Annotated in this window: 23 protein-coding genes and 1 riboswitch; of the genes, 4 read left to right on the forward strand and 19 right to left on the reverse strand. The window is 62.7% G+C overall.

Annotation, left to right across the window (positions count from 1 at the left end; translation table 11 throughout):
* The 19 genes from NKH99_RS18175 to NKH99_RS18265 form a co-directional block, all read right to left on the reverse strand.
* Positions 1 to 1,721 (reverse strand): ribonuclease J (locus NKH99_RS18175; protein ID WP_353014881.1); only part of this gene is annotated, 1,721 nt, incomplete at its 3' end.
* A 119-nt stretch (positions 1,722 to 1,840) separates the two neighbouring features.
* Entirely contained in the window at positions 1,841 to 2,662 is an 822-nt protein-coding gene (locus NKH99_RS18180) for a biotin--[acetyl-CoA-carboxylase] ligase (RefSeq protein WP_353014882.1), read from the reverse strand.
* 4 nt (positions 2,663 to 2,666) lie between these two features.
* Positions 2,667 to 4,103, reverse strand: coding sequence for an NADH-quinone oxidoreductase subunit NuoN (gene nuoN, locus NKH99_RS18185; protein WP_352470239.1), 1,437 nt, complete (start codon positions 4,101 to 4,103; stop codon positions 2,667 to 2,669).
* Positions 4,104 to 4,120: 17 nt separating this feature from the next.
* A complete protein-coding gene (locus NKH99_RS18190) occupies positions 4,121 to 5,626 on the reverse strand; it encodes an NADH-quinone oxidoreductase subunit M (protein ID WP_352681670.1) in 1,506 nt (501 codons plus the stop codon).
* Entirely contained in the window at positions 5,626 to 7,599 is a 1,974-nt protein-coding gene (gene nuoL / locus NKH99_RS18195; protein WP_353014883.1) for an NADH-quinone oxidoreductase subunit L, read from the reverse strand. The genes NKH99_RS18190 and nuoL overlap by 1 nt, the downstream gene beginning before the upstream one ends.
* A 10-nt stretch (positions 7,600 to 7,609) precedes the next feature.
* Positions 7,610 to 7,918: an NADH-quinone oxidoreductase subunit NuoK gene (nuoK, locus tag NKH99_RS18200; protein ID WP_023676620.1), complete on the reverse strand. Its 309-nt coding sequence runs from the start codon at positions 7,916 to 7,918 to the stop codon at positions 7,610 to 7,612.
* 1 nt (position 7,919) lies between these two features.
* The gene (locus NKH99_RS18205; RefSeq protein ID WP_023676621.1) at positions 7,920 to 8,540 is read right to left on the reverse strand and encodes an NADH-quinone oxidoreductase subunit J; all 621 of its coding nucleotides are present in this window, start codon (positions 8,538 to 8,540) and stop codon (positions 7,920 to 7,922) included.
* A 120-nt stretch (positions 8,541 to 8,660) separates the two neighbouring features.
* Positions 8,661 to 9,152, reverse strand: a complete 492-nt coding sequence (gene nuoI / locus NKH99_RS18210) for an NADH-quinone oxidoreductase subunit NuoI (RefSeq protein ID WP_352745068.1) — start codon at positions 9,150 to 9,152, stop codon at positions 8,661 to 8,663.
* Positions 9,149 to 9,406, reverse strand: a complete 258-nt coding sequence (locus tag NKH99_RS18215) for a hypothetical protein (RefSeq protein ID WP_352745070.1) — start codon at positions 9,404 to 9,406, stop codon at positions 9,149 to 9,151. The genes nuoI and NKH99_RS18215 overlap by 4 nt, the downstream gene beginning before the upstream one ends.
* Entirely contained in the window at positions 9,406 to 10,449 is a 1,044-nt protein-coding gene (nuoH, locus tag NKH99_RS18220; protein WP_292663045.1) for an NADH-quinone oxidoreductase subunit NuoH, read from the reverse strand. The genes NKH99_RS18215 and nuoH overlap by 1 nt, the downstream gene beginning before the upstream one ends.
* Before the next feature lie 2 nt (positions 10,450 to 10,451).
* Entirely contained in the window at positions 10,452 to 12,533 is a 2,082-nt protein-coding gene (gene nuoG, locus NKH99_RS18225; RefSeq protein ID WP_353014884.1) for an NADH-quinone oxidoreductase subunit NuoG, read from the reverse strand.
* Between the two features lie 74 nt (positions 12,534 to 12,607).
* On the reverse strand, positions 12,608 to 13,303 hold the full coding sequence (locus tag NKH99_RS18230; protein ID WP_352831107.1) for a helix-hairpin-helix domain-containing protein: 696 nt from the start codon (positions 13,301 to 13,303) through the stop codon (positions 12,608 to 12,610).
* Between the two features lie 77 nt (positions 13,304 to 13,380).
* On the reverse strand, positions 13,381 to 14,685 hold the full coding sequence (nuoF, locus tag NKH99_RS18235; protein ID WP_023676626.1) for an NADH-quinone oxidoreductase subunit NuoF: 1,305 nt from the start codon (positions 14,683 to 14,685) through the stop codon (positions 13,381 to 13,383).
* Positions 14,686 to 14,695: 10 nt separating this feature from the next.
* Positions 14,696 to 15,748: an NADH-quinone oxidoreductase subunit NuoE gene (nuoE, locus tag NKH99_RS18240; protein ID WP_352470233.1), complete on the reverse strand. Its 1,053-nt coding sequence runs from the start codon at positions 15,746 to 15,748 to the stop codon at positions 14,696 to 14,698.
* Positions 15,749 to 16,939: an NADH-quinone oxidoreductase subunit D gene (locus NKH99_RS18245; protein ID WP_353014885.1), complete on the reverse strand. Its 1,191-nt coding sequence runs from the start codon at positions 16,937 to 16,939 to the stop codon at positions 15,749 to 15,751. It lies immediately after the preceding gene.
* A 50-nt stretch (positions 16,940 to 16,989) separates the two neighbouring features.
* Entirely contained in the window at positions 16,990 to 17,514 is a 525-nt protein-coding gene (locus tag NKH99_RS18250; RefSeq protein ID WP_353014886.1) for a DUF2059 domain-containing protein, read from the reverse strand.
* Between the two features lie 29 nt (positions 17,515 to 17,543).
* Positions 17,544 to 18,146, reverse strand: a complete 603-nt coding sequence (locus NKH99_RS18255; RefSeq protein WP_352470230.1) for an NADH-quinone oxidoreductase subunit C — start codon at positions 18,144 to 18,146, stop codon at positions 17,544 to 17,546.
* A 5-nt stretch (positions 18,147 to 18,151) separates the two neighbouring features.
* Positions 18,152 to 18,733 (reverse strand): NuoB/complex I 20 kDa subunit family protein, encoded by a 582-nt coding sequence (locus NKH99_RS18260; RefSeq protein WP_023670824.1) that lies wholly within the window; start codon positions 18,731 to 18,733, stop codon positions 18,152 to 18,154.
* Positions 18,724 to 19,089, reverse strand: coding sequence for an NADH-quinone oxidoreductase subunit A (locus tag NKH99_RS18265; RefSeq protein WP_023676631.1), 366 nt, complete (start codon positions 19,087 to 19,089; stop codon positions 18,724 to 18,726). Before NKH99_RS18265 ends, NKH99_RS18260 begins: the two co-directional genes overlap by 10 nt.
* Before the next feature lie 335 nt (positions 19,090 to 19,424).
* On the opposite strand from NKH99_RS18265, the gene NKH99_RS18270 reads away from it, so the two are divergent.
* The 4 genes from NKH99_RS18270 (at position 19,425) to cobW (ending at position 23,021) form a co-directional block, all read left to right on the forward strand.
* Positions 19,425 to 20,627, forward strand: a complete 1,203-nt coding sequence (locus NKH99_RS18270) for a winged helix-turn-helix domain-containing protein (protein WP_353014887.1) — start codon at positions 19,425 to 19,427, stop codon at positions 20,625 to 20,627.
* A 97-nt stretch (positions 20,628 to 20,724) separates the two neighbouring features.
* A complete protein-coding gene (locus NKH99_RS32750) occupies positions 20,725 to 20,928 on the forward strand; it encodes a hypothetical protein (RefSeq protein WP_502900080.1) in 204 nt (67 codons plus the stop codon).
* A 379-nt stretch (positions 20,929 to 21,307) separates the two neighbouring features.
* A riboswitch (cobalamin riboswitch) is annotated at positions 21,308 to 21,511 on the forward strand.
* Between the two features lie 38 nt (positions 21,512 to 21,549).
* Positions 21,550 to 21,984 carry a DUF1636 family protein gene (locus NKH99_RS18275; RefSeq protein ID WP_353014889.1) on the forward strand — a complete coding sequence of 145 codons (435 nt, stop codon included), beginning with the start codon at positions 21,550 to 21,552 and terminating at the stop codon, positions 21,982 to 21,984.
* Complete coding sequence (gene cobW, locus NKH99_RS18280) at positions 21,981 to 23,021, forward strand: cobalamin biosynthesis protein CobW (protein WP_352617406.1); 1,041 nt, start codon at positions 21,981 to 21,983, stop codon at positions 23,019 to 23,021. Before NKH99_RS18275 ends, cobW begins: the two co-directional genes overlap by 4 nt.
* The last annotated feature ends 16 nt before the right edge of the window (positions 23,022 to 23,037 follow it).

A 23,037-nucleotide genomic window follows, 5' to 3' on the forward strand; every position in this document is an offset into this window, starting at 1 on the left:
ACCAAAATCCCAAACACATTCCCCCCCATCCCCCCATACCCCTTTGTGCCCACCGTGGTCAAAAACCCCCCCCCCCGGGCTTTGTCCCCCCGGTGTGGTGGGCCCGCCCCCCCCCCGGGGGGGCCCACCGCCTCCTGGACCAGGTCGAGGTCTTTTCGGCGCTGGCGGGGGATGGAGTCCACGGCGCCGATTGCCGCATCGATCATCAGGTCTTCCAGGCTCTCGCCGCTGCCGTCGGCCTCGGCGACGCCGATGGCGACCAGATCGGGATCGCCGGCAAGCTCGTATTTGTCGTCGAGCACGACATTGACGGCGACATGGCCGGCGAAGGACAGCTTGCGGCGATCGCGAATGCCCATCGCCTGGTCGCTGCCGATCAGCCTTCCGTCCTTGTAGATGCGGCCGAACGGCACCTGGTCGATGATGGCGGCGGCACCCGGATACAGCCTGAGCATGTCGCCGTCGCGCACCTGCGCGACCTGGCCGATGCCGGACGTCGACATCAGCGAGCCCTGCGCCACCAGATGCGCCGCTTCGCCATGCACGGGAACGCCGATTTGCGGCCGCACCCATTCATACATCTTGCGCAATTCGCTGCGGCGTGGATGGCCGGAGACATGCACCAGCGCATCGCCGTCCTCGATGATCTTGATGCCGAGATCGATCAGGCGGTTCTTGATTTCGAGGATCGCCTTCTCGTTGCCGGGAATGGTGCGCGAGGAAAACACCACCGTGTCGCCGGCCGTCAGCGCCACCGACTTCATCTCGTCGCGCGACAGCTTGGCAAGTGCGGCAAGCGGCTCGCCCTGGCTGCCGGTGCAGATGATGACGAGGTTTTCGCGCGGGATGAAGCCGTAATCCTCCTCGGCGATGAATTCCGGCAACCCGTCCATATAGCCGAGTTCATCAGCCACATCGATGACGCGCTTCATCGAGCGGCCAATCACCAGGCACTGGCGGCCGGCATCCCGCGCCGCCTTGGCGATGGAGACGATACGCCCGACATTGGAGGAGAAGCTGGTGACGGCGACCCGGCCCTTGGCGTTCTGGATGACGCTCTTGAGGCCCTCGCCCACCGCCACTTCGGACGGCGATTCCCCTTCCCGCATCGCATTGGTGGAATCGCAGACCAGCGCCAGCACGCCCTTGTCGCCATAGGCTCGGAAGCGCGCCTCGTCGGTCATCGGCCCGACCGTCGGCGCCGGATCGATCTTCCAGTCGCCGGTATGGATGACGACGCCGGCCGGCGTCGTGATCGCCAGCGACATCGGCTCGGGAATGGAGTGCGCAACAGGGATGGCCTCGATCTCGAACGGGCCGACGGTGAATTTCTCGCCGGCCCGGTAGATCGTCACCGGGATCTTCGGCGCCCCTTGCTCGCCCTGCCGCTTGGCTTCCAGCAGGCCGGCGCTGAACGGCGTCATCCACACCGGCGCCTTGAGCTTCGGCCAGATGTCGTGGAGCGCGCCGTAATGGTCCTCATGCGCATGGGTGATGACGATGCCGCGCAGATTGGCGACATTCTCCTCGATGAAGCGTGTGTCGGGCAGAACCAGGTCGACGCCGGGCAGGGTTGCATCGGGAAAGGTGACGCCGACGTCGACGACGATCCATTCGCGCGCATTGGCCGGCCCATAGCCGTAGAGGGCGAAGTTCATGCCGATCTCGCCGACACCGCCAAGCGGCACGAAGACAAGTTCGGCGTTTTCCGCTGTCGCCATGGTCTTTCCTTCCTTGCCGGTCAAAATTGCGGGCCGGTCAAAATTGTCGGCCGGTCAAAATTGTCGGCCGGTCAAATTCAAGCTGGTCAAATACCTGGCCAGTCAAACGTATTGGCCGGTCAAACGCCGGCCGAGGCAACCGCGCCGAAATGCACGTCGCCGGCGGCGATCGTCAGAACCGAACCTTCATCGTCGCGGATCACGAAACGGCAGTCCTCGTCAATGGTCTCGAAGGTGCCGCGCACCACATTACCGTCAATTCTGACAGCAACCTGCCCGCCAAGCCCCGCCGCACGCGCCAGCCAGCGCCGCCTGACGGCGGCAAGCCCACGCCCTTCGTTCCACAGCCGCGCATTCTCGCTCCAGGCATCCGACAGCGCCAGAAACAGCGTCTCGGCATCGCAAGCAGACCCCAGCGCGCTGAGCGACGTCGCTGGATAAGGCAAATCCTCAGGGTATGCCACCACGTTGACGCCGATACCGACAGCCACCGCCGAACGGTCGCCATCCAGCATCGCCGATTCCAGCAGGATGCCGGCGAGCTTGGCGCCCGAGGCAAGCACATCGTTCGGCCATTTCAGTTCGAAACGGTTCTTGCCTTGGCTCGCACCATCGAGGCCGATCGCGATCCTGCCCTTCGGCACGACAGCATCGAGCGCGTCGGCCAGCGCCAGTCCGGCAACGAAGCCGAGCGTCGCGGCAAGCCGAAGCTCGGTGTTGGTGATCACCAGCAGCGTCGCTGCCAGATTGCCCTCGGGCGTCGCCCAGGCGCGGCCACGGCGACCACGCCCGGCTTCCTGCTTTTTTGAGACGACCCAGAGTTTGCCCGGATCGCCGGCCCGCGCGTGCTCCAGCGCCAGCGCATTGGTGGAGCCGACCGTGTCGTGCGCCTCGAGCCGGAACCCGTCCGAAGCCGCGGTTGGAGCCAGCCTGAACGTCATTCCGTCAGAAGAAGGTCTTGGCCGCAGCAGCGGCGTAGGTTCCGATCGGGCCGCCGATCAGCACGTAGAACAGCACGAAAGCGCCGCAGACACCGAGCACGACGCGCAGTTCGGTCGCCATCGGCACGAAGCCGCCGACCGGTTCGTCGAACCACATGATCTTGATGATGCGCAGATAATAATAGGCGCCCACCACAGACGCCAGTACGCCGATGATCGCCAGCGCATAGAGGTTGGCATTGATGGCGGCGAGGAACACGTACCATTTCCCCCAGAAGCCGGCGAGTGGCGGGATACCGGCCAGCGAGAACATCAGGATGGTGAGGATCGTCGCCATGATCGGATTGGTCGCCGACAGGCCGGCGAGATCGCTGATCTGCTCGACATTGCCCTCCTTGCGCCGCATGGCGAGGATGAAGGCGAAGGTGCCGAGCGTCATCACCAGATAGATCAACATGTAGATGGCGACGCCGCGCACGCCGTCCTGGCTGTTCGCGGCAAGGCCGACCAGCGCATAACCCATATGACCGATGGAGGAATAGGCCATCAGCCGTTTGATGTTGGTCTGGCCGATGGCCGCGAAGGCACCAAGCGCCATCGAGGCGATCGAGATGAAGACGATGATCTGCTGCCAGTCGGCGGCGATCGGCTTGAAGGCGCCCATGGTGACGCGCACCATCAGCGCCATCGCCGCCATCTTCGGTGCCGCCGCCAGAAAAGCCGTCACCGGCGTCGGCGCGCCCTCATAGACGTCGGGCGTCCACATATGGAACGGCACCGCCGAGATCTTGAAGGCAAGGCCGGCCAGCACAAAAACCAGGCCGAAGACGAGGCCGAGCTGGCGCTCGCCGCCGCTCAGCGCCGCGGCGATCTCCTGGAAGCCGGTGTTGCCGGTGTAGCCGTAGACCAGCGAGATGCCGTAAAGCAGCATGCCCGACGACAGCGCGCCAAGGACGAAGTACTTCAGCCCGGCCTCGGTCGAGCGCAGATTGTCCCGGTTGATCGCCGCCAGCACGTAGATCGCCAGCGATTGCAGCTCGAGGCCGAGATAGAGCCCGATCATGCCGTTGGCCGAGATCATCAGCATCATGCCGAGCGTGCAGAGCAGGATCAGCACCGGATATTCGAACTTGTCGAAACGCTCCGCCTGGGCAAAGCGGACCGACATGACCAGCGTCACCGCCGAGCCGACCAGCGCCAGCACCTTCATGAAGCGGGCGAACGGATCCTGGATGAAGGCTTCGCCATAGGCGTTGCCCTGTCCCGGCGAAAAGACCAGCCAGGCGCCGGCGATCACCAGCACGGCGACGGCAAGGCCGCTCACCGTGACGGTGGTGTTGGCGCGCGAATAGGCGCCGAGCATCAACAGCGCCAAGGCGCCGATGGCGAGGATCAGCTCTGGCGTCGAGAGCGACAGGCTTGAGAGAAGGTCCGGCGTCATGGTTCGCAAACCCCCAGTCAGTTCGCCGCCGCGGTCTGCGCGGCGCCGATGGATGCGGTGACATTGGTAACGAGCGCCTTGACCGATTCGGCGGTCGCGTCGAAGATCGGCGCCGGATAGACGCCGAAGAAGATGACCAGCGCGACCAGCGGATAGATGATCACCTTCTCGCGCGTCGACAGGTCGAGCAGGCCTTTCAGGCTTTCCTTGGTCAGCGCGCCGAAGATCACCTTGCGGTAGAGCCAGAGCGCATAGGCCGCCGAAAGGACGACGCCGGTGGCGGCGAAGAACGCCACCCAGGTGTTGACCCGGAACACGCCGAGCATGGTCAGGAACTCGCCGACGAAGCCGCTGGTGCCGGGCAGGCCGACATTGGCCATGGTGAAGATCATGAACACGGTCGCATATTTCGGCATGTTGTTGACCAACCCGCCATAGGCGTCGATGTCACGCGTGTGCATGCGGTCGTAGACGACGCCGACGCAGAGGAACAGCGCGCCGGAGACCAGGCCGTGCGACAGCATCTGGAAGATCGAACCCTGGACGCCTTCCTGGTTCATCGCGAAGATTCCCATGGTGACGAAGCCCATGTGAGCGACCGACGAATAGGCGATCAGCTTCTTCATGTCCTCCTGCATCAGCGCCACCAGCGAGGTGTAGATGATGGCGACGACGGAAAGCGTGAAGATCAGCGGCGCGAACATTTCGGATGCGATCGGAAACATCGGCAGCGAAAAACGCAGGAAGCCGTACCCGCCCATCTTGAGCAGGATGGCGGCCAGGATCACCGAGCCGGCCGTCGGCGCCTCGACATGTGCGTCCGGCAGCCAGGTATGCACCGGCCACATCGGCATCTTCACCGCGAAGGACGCGAAGAAGGCAAGCCATAGCCAGGTCTGCATATTGGCCGGGAAGTTATGCGTCAGAAGCGTCGGGATATCGGTGGTGCCGGACTGGAAGAACATCGCCATGATGGCGAGCAGCATCAGCACCGAGCCGGCCAGCGTATAGAGGAAGAACTTGAACGAGGCATAGACGCGCCGCTTGCCGCCCCACACGCCGATGATGATGAACATCGGGATCAGGCCGGCTTCGAAGAAGACATAGAACAAGACGATGTCGAGCGCGCAGAACACGCCGATCATCAGCGTCTCGAGCAGCAGGAAGGCGATCATATAGGCCTTGACGCGCTTCTCGATCGATTCCCACGAGGCGAGAATGCAGAGCGGCATCAGGAAGGTGGTCAGGATGACGAACAGCATGGAGATGCCGTCTACGCCCATATGGTAGGAGATGCCGGAATCCAGCCAGGCAAACTTCTCAACGAACTGGAAGCCAGGCTGCGAATTGTCGAAGCCGGTCCAGATGAACAGCGAAACCACGAAGGTGAACGCAGTCGTGAACAGCGCGATGGCGCGGATGTTGCGGCGCGCGTTCTCGCTGTCGTCACGCACGAAAAGAATGAGCAGCACACCAACCAGCGGCAGGAAGGTGACCAGCGATAGGATCGGCCAGGCGGTCATCAGAGCATCATCCAGGTGACGAGTGCGGCAACGCCGATCAGCATGGCGAAGGCATAGTGGTAGAGATAGCCGGTCTGCAGCTTGACGACCCGGTTGGTGACGTCGACGACGCGCGCCGAAATGCCGTCCGGCCCGAGCCCATCGATGACGGTGCCGTCGCCTGTCTTCCACAGGAAGCTGCCGAGGCGCTTTGCCGGCCGCACGAACAGGAAGTCGTAGAGCTCGTCGAAATACCATTTGTTGAGCAGGAAGGCGTAAAGCAGGCGATGGTTGGCGGCGACGCTCCGAGGCATTTCCGGCGCGCGAATATAGAACTGCCAGGCAATCGCAAAGCCGATCAGCATGGCGATGAACGGTGACAGCTCGACCCACAACGGCACTTCGTGGATTTCGTGCAGGATGTGGTTGTCCGGCAGCGTGAACAGCGACGCCTTCCAGAATTCGGCATAGCCCTCGCCGATGAAGGCGCCGTGGAAGATCACGCCGGCGAACAGCGCGCCCGCCGCCAGGATGAACAGCGGCACCAGCATGACCGGTGGCGATTCATGGACATGGTGCATGACCTCGTGGCTGGCCCGCGGCTCGCCGTGGAAGGTCATGAAGATCAGCCGCCAGGAGTAGAAGGAGGTGAAGCAGGCAGCAATGACCAGCAATATGAAGGCAAACGCGGCTACCGCATTGTGGCCGGCGAAGGCCGCTTCGATGATGGCGTCCTTGGAAAAGAAGCCGGCCGTGCCGATGATCGTTACCGGAATGCCGACACCGGTCAGCGCCAACGTGCCGATCACCATCATCCAGTAAGTCGTCGGGATCAGCGTCCTCAGGCCGCCCATTTTGCGCATGTCCTGCTCGTCGGAGACGGCGTGGATGACCGAGCCCGAGCCGAGGAACAGCAGCGCCTTGAAGAAGGCGTGGGTGAACAGATGGAAAATCGCTGCGCCATAGGCGCCGACGCCGAGCGCCACGAACATGTAGCCGAGCTGCGAACAGGTCGAATAGGCGATGACGCGCTTGATGTCGTTCTGGACGAGACCGACGGTCGCCGCGAAGAAGGCGGTGAAAGCGCCGATGAAGGTGACCACCGTCAGTGCCGAATGCGACAGCTCGAACAGCGGCGACAACCGCGCCAGCATGAACACGCCTGCCGTCACCATGGTCGCGGCATGGATCAGTGCCGAGACCGGCGTCGGGCCCTCCATGGCATCCGGCAGCCAGGTGTGCAGCGGCACCTGCGCCGACTTGCCCATGGCGCCCATGAACAGGAGCAGGCAGACGACCGTCATCGCAGCCTGCTTGTCGAGTGCATAGCCGAGGAAGGTCAGCACGGCCGCGCCTTGCGGCGCGCCTTCCGCCGGAATGAACGTCGCCGCATTGGCGAAGATGGTGCCGAGATTGACCGAGCCGAACAGCACGAACACGCCGAATATGCCGAGCGCAAAGCCGAAATCGCCGACGCGGTTGACGACGAAGGCCTTGATCGCAGCCGCATTGGCCGACGGCTTCTTGTACCAGAAGCCGATCAGCAGATAGGAGGCAAGGCCGACGCCTTCCCAGCCGAAGAACATCTGCACGAGGTTGTCGGCCGTCACCAGCATCAGCATGGCGAAGGTAAACAGCGACAGATAGGCGAAGAAGCGCGGCCGGTCCGGATCGTGATGCATGTAGCCGATCGAGTAGATGTGGACCAGCGACGACACCGTGTTGACGACGACCAGCATGACCACCGTCAGCGTGTCGATCCTGAGCGCCCAGGACGCTTCAAGGCCGCCAGACTGGATCCAGCGCAGCACCGGCACGGTGAACACCTCGCCGCCGCCGAAGCCGACCGAGAAGAAGGCGACCCACGACAGCACAGCCGCTATCACCAGGAAGCCGGAGGTGATGTATTCTGAAGCCTTGGCGCCGAGCGAAGTGCCGAACAGGCCGACGATCAAGAAGCCGAGCAGCGGAAGGAAGACGATGGCCTGATACATGGTGGTTCCGTCAACCCTTCATCATGTTCACGTCTTCGACCGCGATCGAGCCGCGGTTGCGGAAGAAGACGACGAGAATGGCAAGGCCGATCGCCGCTTCGGCCGCCGCGACCGTCAGCACGAACAGTGCGAACACCTGGCCGACCAGGTCGCCGAGCGCCGCCGAGAAGGCGACGAAATTGATGTTGACGGCAAGCAGGATCAGCTCGATCGACATCAGGATGACGATGACGTTCCTGCGGTTCAGGAAGATGCCGAACACGCCGAGCGTGAACAGGATCGCCGATACGGTCAGGTAGTGCGCGATGCCGACGACCATCTCAGACTCCTTCGCCCGTCTTGACCTTGCGGATTTCCACTCCGGTTGCCGCCGTGCGGCCGACCTGGGCGGCGATCGACTGCCGCTTGACGCCCGGCTTGTGGCGCAGCGTCAGCACGATGGCGCCGATCATGGCGACCAGCAGCACCAGCCCAGCCACCTGGAAATAATAGAGGTAATCCGTATAGAGGATGTCGCCGAGCGCTGCCGTGTTGGAGCGCGCGGCCAGGTCCGGAATAGGCTTGGCAACCGTCGCCGCCAGTTTCGGCGCGAATGTATAGCCGCCGAGCACCACGATCAGCTCCGCCGCCAGGATCAGCCCGACCAGCGCGCCGATTGGTGCATATTGCAGGGCGCCTTCCTTCATTTCGGCGAAGTCGACGTCGAGCATCATGACGACGAACAGGAACAGCACCAGCACCGCGCCGACATAGACGACGAGCAGGATCATCGCCAGGAACTCGGCGCCGGTCAGCATGAACAGGCCGGCGGCGTTAAAGAAGGTCAGGATCAGGAACAGCACCGAATGCACGGGATTGCGCGCCGATATGACCATGAACGCCGATGCCACCGCGACAAAGGCGAAGAGGTAGAAAAAGGCCGCCTCTAGTCCACTCAGCATGGGTTCCCCCGGGTTTCCTGTCAGAACAGGACGTTCGTCCTGTTTTTTTTGCCACCGCCTCCGGTCGGCAAGTTGCATGTTCCTTAAACGAGGGCCCTCGCCCCGTCCATGCGTCAAATATCAGCGGTAAGGCGCATCCAGCGAGATGTTGCGCGCCAGTTCACGCTCCCAGCGGTCGCCATTGGCCAGGAGCCGGTCCTTGTCGTAATACAGCTCCTCGCGCGTTTCCGTCGCGAATTCGAAATTCGGCCCCTCGACAATGGCGTCGACCGGGCAGGCTTCCTGGCAGAAGCCGCAGTAAATGCATTTCACCATGTCGATGTCGTAGCGCACGGTGCGTCGCGTGCCGTCGTTGCGGCGTGGGCCGGCTTCGATGGTGATGGCCTGTGCCGGGCAGATCGCCTCGCATAGTTTGCAGGCGATGCAGCGTTCCTCGCCGTTCGGGTAGCGGCGCAGCGCATGTTCGCCACGGAAGCGCGGGCTGACCGGCCCCTTTTCATGCGGATAGTTGATGGTCTCCTTCGGCGCGAAGAATTGGCGCATCGACAGGAAGAAAGCGCTGACGAAGTCCTGCAAAAGCAGTGACTTGGCGGCCTGGGATAGCGTACTCATTCAGCACCCCCAAAGATCTGTGTTGCAGCGATTGCGCCGATAAATCCGAAAAAGACAGGCATCAGGAAACGGTATGCAAGTCTCGTCATCGACGCCAATATCTGCTTGTCCCAGCCAAACACCGGCACTCGGTAGTTTGCTGCCAACCTTTGGTCCTGTTGCCGCAAAACGTAGGGCAGCACAACGACGTTGCCAAAGAGCGCAACAAGCACGCCGACAGCTGCGCCTAGAAAACCAACGATCAGACTGCCCATCACGCAAACCCCGTGATCTTGAGGAAGGCGGCGGTGGCGACCACCATGAACAGCGAGATCGGCAGGAAGACCTTCCAGCCGAGCCGCATCAGCTGGTCGTAGCGGTAGCGCGGCACGAACGCCTTCACCATGGAGAACATGAAGAACACCAGGCAGACCTTGAGCACGAACCAGATCAGCCCCGGCACCCAGGTGAACGGCGCGAAGTTGAAGGGCGGCAGCCAGCCGCCAAGGAACAGGATGGTGGCCAGCGCGCACATCAGGACGACGGCGACATATTCGCCGAGGAAGAACAACAGGAACGGCGTCGAGGAATATTCGACCATATGGCCGGCGACGAGTTCCGATTCGGCTTCCACAAGGTCGAAGGGCGGCCGGTTGGTCTCGGCCAACGCCGAGATGAAGAAGACGATGAACATCGGGAACAGCGACAGCCAATGCCAGTCGAGGAAGGTGTTGGGCAGGCCGAGCCGCGTGCCCAGCCCGTCCTGCTGCGACAAGACGATGTCGGACAGGTTGAGCGAGCCGACGCAAAGCAGCACGGTGACGATGACGAAACCGATGGAGACTTCGTAGGACACCATCTGCGCCGCCGAGCGCAGCGCGCCGAGGAAGGGGTATTTCGAATTGGACGCCCAGCCGCCCATGATGACGCCATAGACCTCGAGCGAGGAGATGGCGAAGACATAGAGGATGCCGACATTGACGTTGGCGATCGCCCAGCCTTCATTGACCGGTATGACCGCCCAGGCAGAGATCGCCAGCACCGCCGACACCAAGGGCGCCAGCAGGAAAACGCCCTTGTTGGCGCCGGACGGGATGACCGGCTCCTTGAAGACGAATTTCAGCAGATCGGCGAACGCCTGCAGCGTGCCCCACGGGCCGACGACGTTCGGTCCGCGGCGCAATTGCACCGCCGCCCAGATCTTGCGGTCGGCGTAAAGCACATAGGCGACGAAGATCAACAGAACGACGATCAGCACGACCGACTTCAAAAGGATCAGCAGCGCCGGCAGCACGTAGAAGGAGAAGAAGGTGTCCATATCTACTCCGCCGCCTGCCTGAAGCCGTTCTTCGCCAAAGCCGAGCACTCGGCCATCACCGCGGAAGCCCGCGCGATCGGGTTGGTCAGGTAGAAATCCTTGACCGGCGAGGTGAAGGTGCCCTTGTTCAGCCGCCCGCCGAGCTTGGCAACCCTGGCGATGTCGGCCGGGTCGCCGGCCGCGACATGGTCGATGCGGGCAAGATGCGGGTATTCGGCATAGAGCTTTGCGCGTAGCTGCGGCAGCGAATCGAACGGCAGCTTCTTGCCGAGCACATCCGACAGTGCCCGAAGGATCGCCCAGTCCTCGCGCGCCTCGCCGGGCGCAAAGCCGGCCCGGTTGGTCTGCTGCACGCGGCCCTCGGTGTTGACGAAGGTGCCCGACTTCTCGGTATAGGCGGCACCCGGCAGGATGACGTTGGCGCGATGCGCGCCCTTGTCGCCATGCGTGCCGATATAGACGACGAAAGCGCCGCCGGTCTTTGCCATGTCGATTTCGTCGGCGCCGAGCAGGAACAGCACATCGGTCTCGCCCAGCATGCCGGCGACGTTCCCGCCGCCCTCGCCCGGCACAAACCCGACATCGAGGCCGCCGACGCGTGCCGCGGCAGTGTGCAGCACGGCAAAGCCGTTCCAGTCGGCCCTGGCGGCGTTGACTGCGACGGCGAGCTTCGCCGCCTGGCCGAGCACGGCCGCCCCGTCCGGACGTGCCATCGCACCCTGTCCGACGATGATCAGCGGATGCGTCGCCTTCTTCAGCAGCTGGAAGAACTTGCCGTTACCGTCGGCCAGATCCTTCAGCGATTCCGGCCCGGCGCCGAGCTGCTCGTAATCATAGCGCGTATCGCCGACATCGCCGATGACGCCGACCGGCAGATTGCCGGCCCGCCAGCGCTTGCGGATGCGGGCGTTGAGCAAGGATGCCTCGAAGCGCGGATTGGCGCCGATGATCAGCACCGCATCGGCCTGTTCGATGCCTTCGATGGTCGGGTTGAAGACATAGCTCGCCCGGCCGAGCGACGGATCGAGTGCGGCGCCGTCCTGGCGGCAGTCAGTGTTCTTCGAGCCGAGCGAAGCCATCAGAAGCTTCAGCGCGTAGATCTCCTCGACGGCTGCGAGATCGCCGGCAATGGCACCGATCTTTTCGGGTGCCGCATTCGACACCTCTTCCTTGATAGCGGCAAAAGCCTCGGCCCAGCTTGCCGGGGCCAGTCTGCCGTCCTTGCGCACATAGGGGCGGTCGAGGCGCTGCGTGCGCAAGCCGTCCCAGATGAAGCGGGTCTTGTCGGAAATCCATTCCTCGTTCACCGCCTCGTTGGTACGCGGCAGGATGCGCATCACTTCGCGGCCCCGGCTATCGACGCGGATCGCCGAGCCGACGGCGTCCATCACGTCGATGGATTCGGTCTTGGTCAGCTCCCACGGCCGTGCCTGGAAGGCGTAGGGTTTGGAGGTCAGCGCACCGACCGGGCAAAGGTCGATGACATTGCCCTGCAGTTCCGAAGTCATCGCGCTTTCGAGATAGGTGGTGATCTCGGCATCCTCGCCGCGGCCGATCAGGCCGAGCTCGGATATGCCCGCAATCTCGGTGGTGAAGCGGACGCAGCGCGTGCAATGGATGCAGCGGTTCATGATCGTCTTGACGAGCGGCCCGATATACTTGTCTTCGACCGCCCGCTTGTTCTCATGGTAGCGCGAGGAATCGACCCCGAACGCCATCGCCTGGTCCTGCAGGTCGCACTCGCCGCCCTGGTCGCAGATCGGGCAGTCCAGCGGATGGTTGATCAGCAGGAATTCCATCACGCCTTCGCGCGCCTTCTTGACCATCGGCGTGTTGGTGAAGATTTCCGGCGGCTCGCCGTTCGGGCCGGGGCGCAGGTCGCGCACGCCCATGGCGCAGGACGCCTGCGGCTTGGGCGGGCCGCCTTTCACCTCAATCAGGCACATGCGGCAATTGCCGGCGATCGACAGCCGCTCATGAAAGCAGAAGCGCGGCACTTCCGCGCCGGCGTCCTCGGCCGCCTGCAGCAGCGTGTAATGGTCGGGTACAGTGATCTCTTTCCCGTCGACCTTGAGCTTTGCCATTTCGCCTCAAACCCCTGCGGACGTTCCGCAATCTTTCCTTCCGGGCGCAGCCGAGACCGCGCACGATATTGAATTCACTTTTTGGCCCCGGCCAACGCGGCCGCCTGACCAATCCAGCTGTCGCGGCCGATGCGGCCCTTCAACGACAGGTAATCTTCGACCCAGGCGATCTCTTGCGGCGTCCACGCGGCGATCTGGGCGTATGTCCAGATGCCAAGGCCGTTCAGCACCTTTTCCAGTTTCGGCCCGATGCCCGATATCGCCTTGAGGTCGGCCGGCTCGGCTGGCCGATCCATCGGCTTGGGCTGCTTGAAATCCTCCGGCATCAGCCCGGCCGACGCATCCGCTGCAACGGTGCTGGCATTCGCCAAGCTCCGTGCAGCGGTGCTCGTCGCAATGTCAGTCACATCGTTGGCGAAGGACTGCGCCTCGGCAATCAGGGTTTTGGTCGCCGCGCGCGCCTTGGTCGAGGAGCTTTTGCCGGTCGCGGAAAAGCGTTCCGTTCGCGCCTCGAAATCCTCGGCGACCGGTTGCCAAAGCCGCTGCGAGGTCTCAGCGGCGCCTGAAAGCACGCCCATCCAGATACCAAAGGCGTGGTTGGCAAGGCCGATGCCGAGTGCCGTCATCGCCGCCGCGCCCGCGACAGGATGCGCCAGGAGATTGACGGCATTGGCCATCTCCTTCGGCATCATCCTGGTCAGATCCTGGTTCATCTTCAACAACGGGTCCATATCGGGCGTAAAATCGTCGGGTGTCGAAAACAGCGACATAGGTGGTCTCCTGGTCGTTTCCGTCTGCCCCGCGCTCGTTTCCTCGTTTCGGACATTCGCCCGCATTTTGAATTCTTCTATTCCGCCGCCGCCAGCACCGGTTCGGCGCGGTGTGCGTTGCGCGAAAACTCGTCGATGCGCCGCTCCACCTCGCCGCGGAAATGCCGCATCAGGCCCTGGATCGGCCACGCCGCCGCATCGCCCAGCGCGCAGATCGTATGGCCCTCGACCTGCTTCGTCACGTCGAGCAGCATGTCGATCTCACGCTTCTGCGCCTCGCCGCGCACCAGCCGTTCCATCACCCGCCACATCCAGCCGGTGCCCTCACGGCAGGGCGTGCACTGGCCGCAGCTCTCGTGCTTGTAGAAATAGGACAGCCGCGCGATCGCTTTCACGATATCGGTCGATTTGTCCATGACGATGACAGCCGCCGTGCCGAGGCCCGATTTCAGGTCGCGCAGCGCATCGAAATCCATCGGCGCGTCGATGATCTGCTCGGCCGGCACCAGCGGCACCGAGGCGCCGCCCGGAATGACCGCCAGCAGATTGTCCCAGCCGCCGCGAATGCCGCCGCAATGCGTCTCGATCAGTTCGCGGAACGGGATCGACATCGCCTCTTCGACGGTGCATGGATTGTTGACGTGGCCGGAGATGCAGAACAGCTTGGTGCCGACATTGTTGGGCCGGCCGAAGGACGAGAACCAGGCGGCACCGCGGCGCAGGATGGTCGGCGCGACAGCGATGGACTCGACATTGTTGACCGTCGTCGGGCAGCCATAGAGGCCGACATTGGCCGGAAACGGCGGCTTCAGCCGCGGCTGGCCCTTCTTGCCCTCGAGGCTTTCGAGCAGCGCCGTTTCCTCGCCGCAGATATAGGCACCGGCGCCATGGTGCATGTAGATGTCGAAATCGTAGCCGGAGGTGTTGTTCTTGCCGATCAGCTTGGCCGCATAGGCCTCGTCTATGGCGCGTTGCAGCGCCTCACGCTCGCGGATGAACTCGCCGCGCACATAGATGTAGGCGGCGACCGCGCCCATGGCGAAGCCGGCAAGCAGGCAGCCTTCGACCAGCGTGTGCGGGTCATGGCGCAGTATGTCGCGGTCCTTGCAGGTGCCGGGCTCGGATTCGTCGGCATTGACGACGAGATAGCTCGGCCGGCCGTCGCTTTGCTTGGGCATGAACGACCATTTGAGCCCGGTCGGGAAACCGGCGCCGCCGCGGCCGCGCAGGCCCGATGCCTTCATCTCGTTGACGATCCACTCGCGCCCCTTGGCAACGATGCCGGGCGTGTTGTCCCAGGCGCCGCGCGCCATGGCGCCGGCCAGCGACTTGTCGAAGCGGCCGTAGATGTTGTTGAAGATGCGGTCTCTGTCCTGAAGCATTGCTCGTTCCTCAGACCGGCTTCTTGCCGGTCGGCCGGCTCCTGTTTCCGGGCGACGGCTTGGCCGCAGCCTTCGCCGGTTTGACCTTGGCCTCCGGCGCTTTGAAAGCAGACGCCGGCTCGGCCTTGTTCTTGGGGCCCTTGCGCTGTTTCGAGACGTCCTCGACCTGCGGTTCGGCCTTGTTGGCATTGGCGGCCGAATGCAGAGGCGCTGCGACGCTCGCCGCCCTTTCCGCCGCGGGCGCGACTTTCGTCGCCGACGGCGATTTCAGCGCCGGGTTGGTCTCGACCGCGTCGGTCTTCGGCTTGCTGGCATTCGAGGGCGCAACCGGCGCCGGCGCGGCAGGAGCAGCTGGCGGAACTGATGCTGCGGCGGCGGCCGCCGGCTCTGCATCCTTGGCGGCCTTGGTCGCCGCCCTGGTTTCCCGGTCGCGGGTCGCCTTGAGGATCGCCTTTTCGCTCTTGAGGGTCGTCAGGCCACTGGCCGGCTCGGAAGTGATGCGGCCGTTTTGCGGTCCTGGCGTCACCGAAGCACCTTTGCCGGCGTCATAGAGGTCGATGATCTCGGCAAGCCGCTCCGGCGTCAAATCCTCATAGGTGTCCTTGAATATCATCACCATCGGTGCGTTGACGCAGGCGCCGAGGCATTCGACCTCCTCCCACGACAGCGTGCCCTTGTCGTTGGTGTGGAACTGGTCGTGATGGATCTTCGAGCGGCAGACATCCATCAGCGCTTCCGAGCCGCGCAGCATGCAGGGCGTGGTGCCGCAGACCTGGATATGCGCGCGGGTGCCGACCGGATTGAGCTGGTACTGGGTATAGAAGGTGGCGACTTCCAGCCCACGGATATAGGGCATGTCGAGCATGTCGGAGATCGTTTCGATCGCCGCCTTGGTCACCCAGCCTTCCTGCTCCTGCGCCAGCATGAGCAAGGGGATGATCGCCGATTGCTCGCGGCCCTTCGGATATTTCTTGATCCACTGCTTCGCCGCCGCCGCATTCGCCCGGTTGAAGGCGAAGGAGGCTGGCTGGAGGCTGGCTTCTGCGAGACGGCGGACTGACATTTAGCGATCGACCTCACCAAACACGATATCGAGTGAACCCAGCACCGCGGTGACGTCGGCCAGCATGTGACCGCGACACAAGAAGTCCATGGCCTGGAGGTGCGCGAAGCCGGGCGCGCGCAGCTTGCAGCGATAGGGCTTGTTGGTGCCGTCGGAGACGAGATAGACGCCGAACTCGCCTTTCGGCGCCTCGACGGCCGCATAGACCTCGCCGGCCGGCACGCGGTAGCCTTCGGTGTAGAGCTTGAAGTGATGGATCAGCGCTTCCATCGAGCGCTTCATCGCCGCGCGCTTCGGCGGCACCACCTTGCCGTCAAGGTTGGACACCGGGCCGGCGCCCTCCTTGCCGAGCAACAGGTCGACGCACTGGCGCATGATTTTCGCCGACTGCCGCATCTCTTCCATGCGCACCAGATAGCGGTCGAAACAGTCACCGTTCTTGCCGATCGGAATGTCGAAATCCATCTCGGCATAGCATTCGTAGGGCTGCGATTTGCGCAGGTCCCACGGCGCGCCCGAGCCGCGCACCATGACGCCGGAAAAACCCCAGGCCCAGGCGTCGGCCAGAGACACCGTCGCGATGTCGACATTGCGCTGCTTGAAGATGCGGTTGCCGGTCAAGAGTGAGTCGAGGTCGTCGACCGATTTCAGGAACGGGTCGATCCAGCTGCCGATGTCCTCGATCAGCTTCTGCGGCAGGTCCTGGTGGACGCCGCCGGGGCGGAAATAGGCGGCATGCATGCGCGAGCCGCTGGCACGCTCATAGAACACCATCAGCTTTTCGCGTTCGACGAAGCCCCACAGCGGCGGCGTCAGCGCGCCGACATCCATCGCCTGCGTCGTCACGTTGAGGATATGCGACATGATGCGGCCGATTTCCGAATAGAGCACTCGGATCAACTGCCCGCGCTTCGGCACCTCGATACCGAGCAGCCGCTCCGCGGCAAGCGCGAAGGCATGCTCCTGGTTCATCGGCGCGCAATAGTCGAGCCGGTCGAGATAGGGTACCGCCTGCAGATAAGTCTTGTGTTCGATCAGCTTTTCCGTGCCGCGATGCAAAAGCCCGATATGCGGATCGACGCGATCGACGACTTCGCCGTCAAGCTCCAGCACCAGGCGCAAAACGCCGTGCGCCGCAGGGTGTTGAGGGCCAAAATTAATGTTGAAATTGCGGACGGAGGTTTCAGCCATTTTTTCTATATACTCATTGCCCCAGTACCGGAGCTTCGATCCTCAACAAATCAGATTTTGATGTCCTTACCCTGTGCCTTCAGGGCAGCTTGTGTCTGCCGGAGTGCCTCAGGGACGATGGTTTTTTGGAAGTACTCGGCCAGATACGGCAGTTTGGCCATATAGGCCGGCGTCTTTGCCAAAATACGCGACCCCATCGGCGACGCGTAAAAGTCATCCATCGCCTCCACTTCATCGGGATCGAAGGCTTCCAGCAGCATCAACGCCGTCAGATGCTCTAGAGTCTCCGAGTTATCCAGCAATGCTCGCTTGATGAAGTCATCAGCAAACTCACCCGCATCGCTGTCTGAAATCGAGGGATTGGCTCCTTTCAATTCAGCTATCGTTTGCTGCCGCAAGGCGGGCGCCATCGCTTTGAAATTTGCGTTCATGTTGAAATTTCGAACATAGCGCAAGGCAGCGCTGACCGCTTTGGGATCATATTTTTGCAGCTTAGACTCAAAATTGCCGTCAGGAATGCTATCCGCTCGACCCGTCAAGTCACCGGCCAACAGCGCGAAAAACGATACGATCACGATCGGAAGCCAATGCCGTGATATTTTTATCATTGTTTCGCCTTTTCGTCGCCTGGAAGCACGTAATCCGTACCTTCCCACGGAGACAGAAAATCGAAATTGCGGAATTCCTGCTTGAGCTCCACCGGCTCGTAGATGACGCGCTTGGCTTCGTCGTCGTAACGCACCTCGACGAAGCCGGTCAGCGGAAAGTCCTTGCGCAGCGGATGGCCTTCAAAGCCGTAGTCGGTCAGGATCCGCCGCAGATCGGGATGGCCCGAAAACAGCACGCCGTAGAGATCGTAGGTCTCGCGCTCGAACCAGTCGGCGCCGGGATATATCCCGGTGATCGACGGCACGAGCGTCTCTTCGTCGGCCTGGACCTTGAGCCGGATGCGGATATTCTGCTTCGGCGACAGCAGGTGATAGACGACGTCGAAGCGCTTTGCCCGTGACGGATAATCGGCGCCGCAAACGTCGATGATCGAAATGAACTGGCATTTCGGGTCGTCGCGCAGGAAGGTCACCACCTCGATCAGGTCGCGCGGCTCGACCGAGATAGTGAGTTCGCCATAGGCGAGCACCGCCGCGCCGATCCGGCCGATCAGCTTCTCGCCGAGATAGGTCGAGAGGTCATTCAACGCCTGGGTCATGCCGCTCACCGCTCGATCGTGCCGGTGCGGCGGATCTTCTTCTGCAGCAGAAGGATGCCGTAGAGCAGCGCTTCGGCGCTCGGCGGACAGCCGGGCACGTAGATGTCGACCGGCACGATGCGGTCGCAGCCGCGCACCACCGAATAGGAATAATGATAATAGCCGCCGCCATTGGCGCATGAGCCCATCGAGATGACGTAGCGCGGCTCCGGCATCTGATCGTAGACCTTGCGCAGCGCCGGCGCCATCTTGTTGGTCAGCGTGCCGGCGACGATCATGATGTCGGACTGGCGCGGAGACGCGCGCGGCGCCACGCCGAAGCGCTCGCTGTCATAGCGCGGCATCGACGTGTGGATCATCTCGACGGCGCAGCAGGCGAGGCCAAACGTCATGAACATCAGCGAGCCGCTGCGCGCCCAGGTGATCAGCGCCTCGGTCGAGGTGACGAGAAAGCCCTTGTCGGCGAGCTCGTTGTTGATCTCCAGGAAGAATGGATCGTCGGACCCGACCGGCCTGCCGGTGTTGGGATCGATGAGGCCCTTGGGCTTCGGCGCGACGAGCGTACCGGAACTGTCGTTCAATCCCATTCCAGCGCTCCTTTTTTCCATTCATAGGCAAAGCCGATGGTCAACACCGCCAAAAACACCATCATCGACCAGAAACCGAGCATGCCGATCTGGCTGAACGACACCGCCCACGGAAACAGGAAGGCCACCTCCAGGTCGAAGATGATGAACAGGATCGACACCAGGTAGAAGCGGATATCGAACTTCATGCGGGCGTCGTCGAACGAGTTGAAGCCGCACTCATAGGCGGAAAGCTTTTCCGGATCGGGGTTGCGGTAGGCCACCAGGAACGGTGCGGCGAGCAGCGCCAGCCCGACGATCAGCGCCACGCCGATGAACAGGACGATGGGCAGGTACGAACCTAAAAGTGCGTTCATGCTGCAGTTTCCGTTGGCGGCCAATCCACTCTGATTACAGCACCGGACCCACTTGCGGAAGCGTGACAGTTTAACCACTGAACCGTTTTAAGGGGGCTCTATGCTGCAACGCGGCGAGGGTTAGCGCAGCGCTTTCGGCGAAGCAAGTCAAACCTTGTTCAAATCGCAGTGCTGGACGGCATATCCGGGAAAACTGGTCCGATCCGCTCCTGTTTGATTTCCTTCACTTTTTACTCCACTTTTCTCTCCTGACATGGATGCCGACAAAACCCTGTTAGCATGGCACGGAATCGCAGGTCATTTTCTCTGTCTAAAATCGTCCGGATGCCGCCTTCATGAAGGAAAAAATCTCGCTTGCCACGGCCCGCCGCATCGCGCTCGCGGCGCAGGGATTCAGTGACCCGCGACCCACCGGTACACCCGACCGCCGGCATCTGGCCCGCGTACTTGCCCGTACCGGCCTGCTGCAGATCGATTCCGTCAGCGCCGTGGTGCGCGCCCACTATATGCCGCTCTATTCGCGGCTTGGCCCCTACAAGCTGGCGCTGCTCGACGACGCCGCCGTAACGCGCAAGCGCATGGTCTTCGAATATTGGGCGCACGAAGCCTCCTTCTTGCCGGTCGAGACCTATCCGCTGATGCGCTGGCGCATGCAGCGGGCCGAGTGCGGCGACGAAATGTACAGCGGACTGGCCAAATGGGGCCGCGAGCACGCCGCCTATATCGAAGACATCTATCGCGAGGTCGCCGAACGAGGCCCGATCGCGGCGTCGGCTTTCGAAGGGCAGAAGGGTTCGGGTGGCTGGTGGGGCTGGAGCCATGCCAAGCACGCCTTCGAATGGCTGTTCTGGGCCGGCCGCATCACCACGGCGCATCGCCGCGGCTTCGAACGGTTCTACGATCTGCCGGAGCGCGTGCTGCCGCCAACAATACTGAGTCTGCCAACGCCCTTCCCCGAAGACGCTCACCGCGAATTGCTGCGCATCTCGGCCCGAGCCCACGGCATCGCCACGGCAGGCGACCTGCGCGACTATTTCCGCCTCTCGCCCGCCGACATCAAGGGCCGCATCGAGGAGCTGGTCGAGGCCGGCGAGCTGTTGCCGGTGAGCGTCGACGGCTGGAACAAAACAGCCTATCTCCACAAGGACGCCCGTTTGCCGCGCAAGATCGAGGCGCGCGCCTTGCTCGCGCCGTTCGATCCTGTCGTCTTCGAACGATCGCGCACGGAGCGGTTGTTCGACTTCCACTACCGCATCGAGATCTACACGCCGGCCGAAAAGCGCCGGTATGGCTATTATGTGCTGCCATTCCTGCTCGGCGACAGCATCGTCGGGCGCGTTGACCTCAGGGCCGACCGTCCGGCCGGCGTATTGCGCGTCCATGCCGCCTATGCGGAGCCCGGCGCCCCGCCACAAACCGCTGCCGAACTCTTCAAGGAATTGAAGCAGATGCAGGGCTGGCTCGGCCTGGAACGCATCGAGGTGACCGCTGCCGGCGATTTGGGCCGGCCGCTCGCGGATGTTGCCGCCGTAGGGTAGTGGGCAGTTTGAAATTTCGGAGATTTTTCTACCTGCGCTTTGGCTAGCTCTACGCTATGATCGAGAAATCGCTACACCGGACAGGTCGCACGTAGAAATCGTTCAAAACGGAATATGGCATTTGAGCCCCGTCGAGGACGTCGCCGGAATGAACGGCGGCGTGCGATGCGCTTCATGCAAGCAGCTGGGTAAGGTGCACAGAGCATCGGTCAATGGCATGCGCGCACATTTCGAGCATCACCAAGCCAACCCGGAATGCGAACTCAGCTACCGCAGTCCTGCTAGCAAAGCAATACGATGACCAAGCACCCCAAGCGCCCACGCGATCCCAACGAACTCGCAAAGGCAAGCTTTGGGAGATCGGCGACATTGTGGCGTTGATCGAGGGGAAGGAAGCTGAAAATCCGATGGTGCGTGGCCCTTATGAAAAGCGTTATAACTATCCGCCGTCGAACTAAGTTTGTCCTCTTGGCGGTCCTCGTAGTTCTCGTATTTGCCGGCTATTCCGAGCGTTACAGGCTGGGTCAGCACCTATGCCGCAACTTCATAGATACCTGGATTGAAAGGAGCGGATACATATTGTGCTATCGCGCTACATAGCGTGGCGCGGACTCACGTCGGAATTTCAAACTGATCCATTACCCGCCATAGACGTGCGTTGACACGACTACCCCCACAAGCCTAAATCCGTTCCAGACGGTCCCCTGCCCGCAACGGCAGGGGCCAAGAGGGAATGCGGTGCGAAATCTCGATTTCAAATCCGCGGCTGTCCCCGCAACTGTAAGCGACGAGCCAAGGCCGAAAACCACTGGGATATTCCCGGGAAGGCGGCACCCAGGCGATGACCCGCGAGCCAGGAGACCTGCCGTCTAGGACCTAAGAATCCGATCGCCTGGCGGGTTTTCCGGGCAAGGAGCCTGATTTGGAACGCGACAGCAGTTTTCCGGCTGAGACAGCGGATTTATTGTCCGGCCATGGTGATTCCCCGGCCGGCGTTACCGTCATCGTCTGCTCGTCCTGCCGTGACGAGACCGGTTCGGACGCTCATCCGCGCGCCGGCGAACTGCTCGCAGAGGACACGCGCCGCGCTGCTTCCAGCGACAACATCAAAATCCGCACCGTCGAATGCCTCGGCAATTGCAAGCGCCGGCTCAGCGCGGCCATGCTGCGCGACGGCTGCTGGAGCTACGTCTTCGGTGATCTGATCACGACCAGCGGCGCCGATCTCGTCACCGGGGCAAAGCTGTTCGCCAACTCGACGGATGGGCTCATTCCATGGCGCGGCCGTCCCGATTGCCTGAAGCGCGGCCTGGTTGCCCGCATCCCTCCCCTTGACCTTTTGAAGGACCTGACATGACCGCTGCCTCCCTTTCGCGCGTTCCCTGCACCGTGGTCACCGGCTTTCTCGGCGCCGGCAAGACGACGTTGATCCGCCATTTGCTCGAAAACGCCAAAGGCAAGCGCCTGGCCATCATCGTCAACGAGTTCGGCGACATCGGCATCGACGGCGAGATCCTGAAGGGCTGCGCCATCGACACCTGCCCCGAGGAAAACATCGTCGAGCTGGCCAATGGTTGCATCTGCTGCACCGTCGCCGATGATTTCGTCCCGGCGCTGGACCAGATCCTGTCGCTGACGCCGAGGGTCGACCACATCCTGATCGAGACATCCGGCCTCGCTTTGCCCAAGCCGCTGGTCCAGGCCTTCCAGTGGCCGTCGGTGAAAAGCCGCGTGACGGTGGACGGCGTCATTGCCGTGGTCGACGGACCGGCGCTGGCTGATGGCCGCGTAGCCAACGACATGGACGCCCTGCAGGCCCAGCGCGCGCAGGACGAGACGCTCGACCATGACGATCCGGTCGAGGAAGTGTTCGAGGACCAGCTCGCCTGCGCCGACCTGATCATCCTGTCGAAGAGCGACCTGATGGACGCAGCCGGCTCGGCCCGTGCCAATGCCGTCATCGGCAAGCACGTTGCGCGGGCGGTGAAGATCGTACCGACTTCGCAAGGCAAGGTCGACCCGTCGGTGCTGCTCGGCCTCGGCCTCGCCGTCGAGGACGACATCGAGAACCGCAAGACCCACCACGACGACGAGCTCGACCACGAACATGACGATTTTGACTCGTTCGTCATCGACATCGCGTCCGTGTCCAACCCGGACGAGCTCGCACAACGGGTCGCCACGGCGGCGGAGGAAGAAAACGTGTTGCGCGTCAAGGGTTTCGTCGAAGTCGGCGGCAAGCCGATGCGGCTCCTGCTGCAGGCCGTCGGTCCGCGCGTCAACCACTATTACGATCGCGCCTGGACCGCTGAAGACGACCGCCGCTCGCGCCTCGTCGTCATCGGGCTGAAAGGGCTGAACCGCCCGGCCATCGAGCGTATCCTCGCCGGCTGACCCCAGGTACGAGCCG

The sequence above is a fragment of the Mesorhizobium sp. M0854 genome, from assembly GCF_040319815.1.
Lineage (GTDB): Bacteria > Pseudomonadota > Alphaproteobacteria > Rhizobiales > Rhizobiaceae > Mesorhizobium.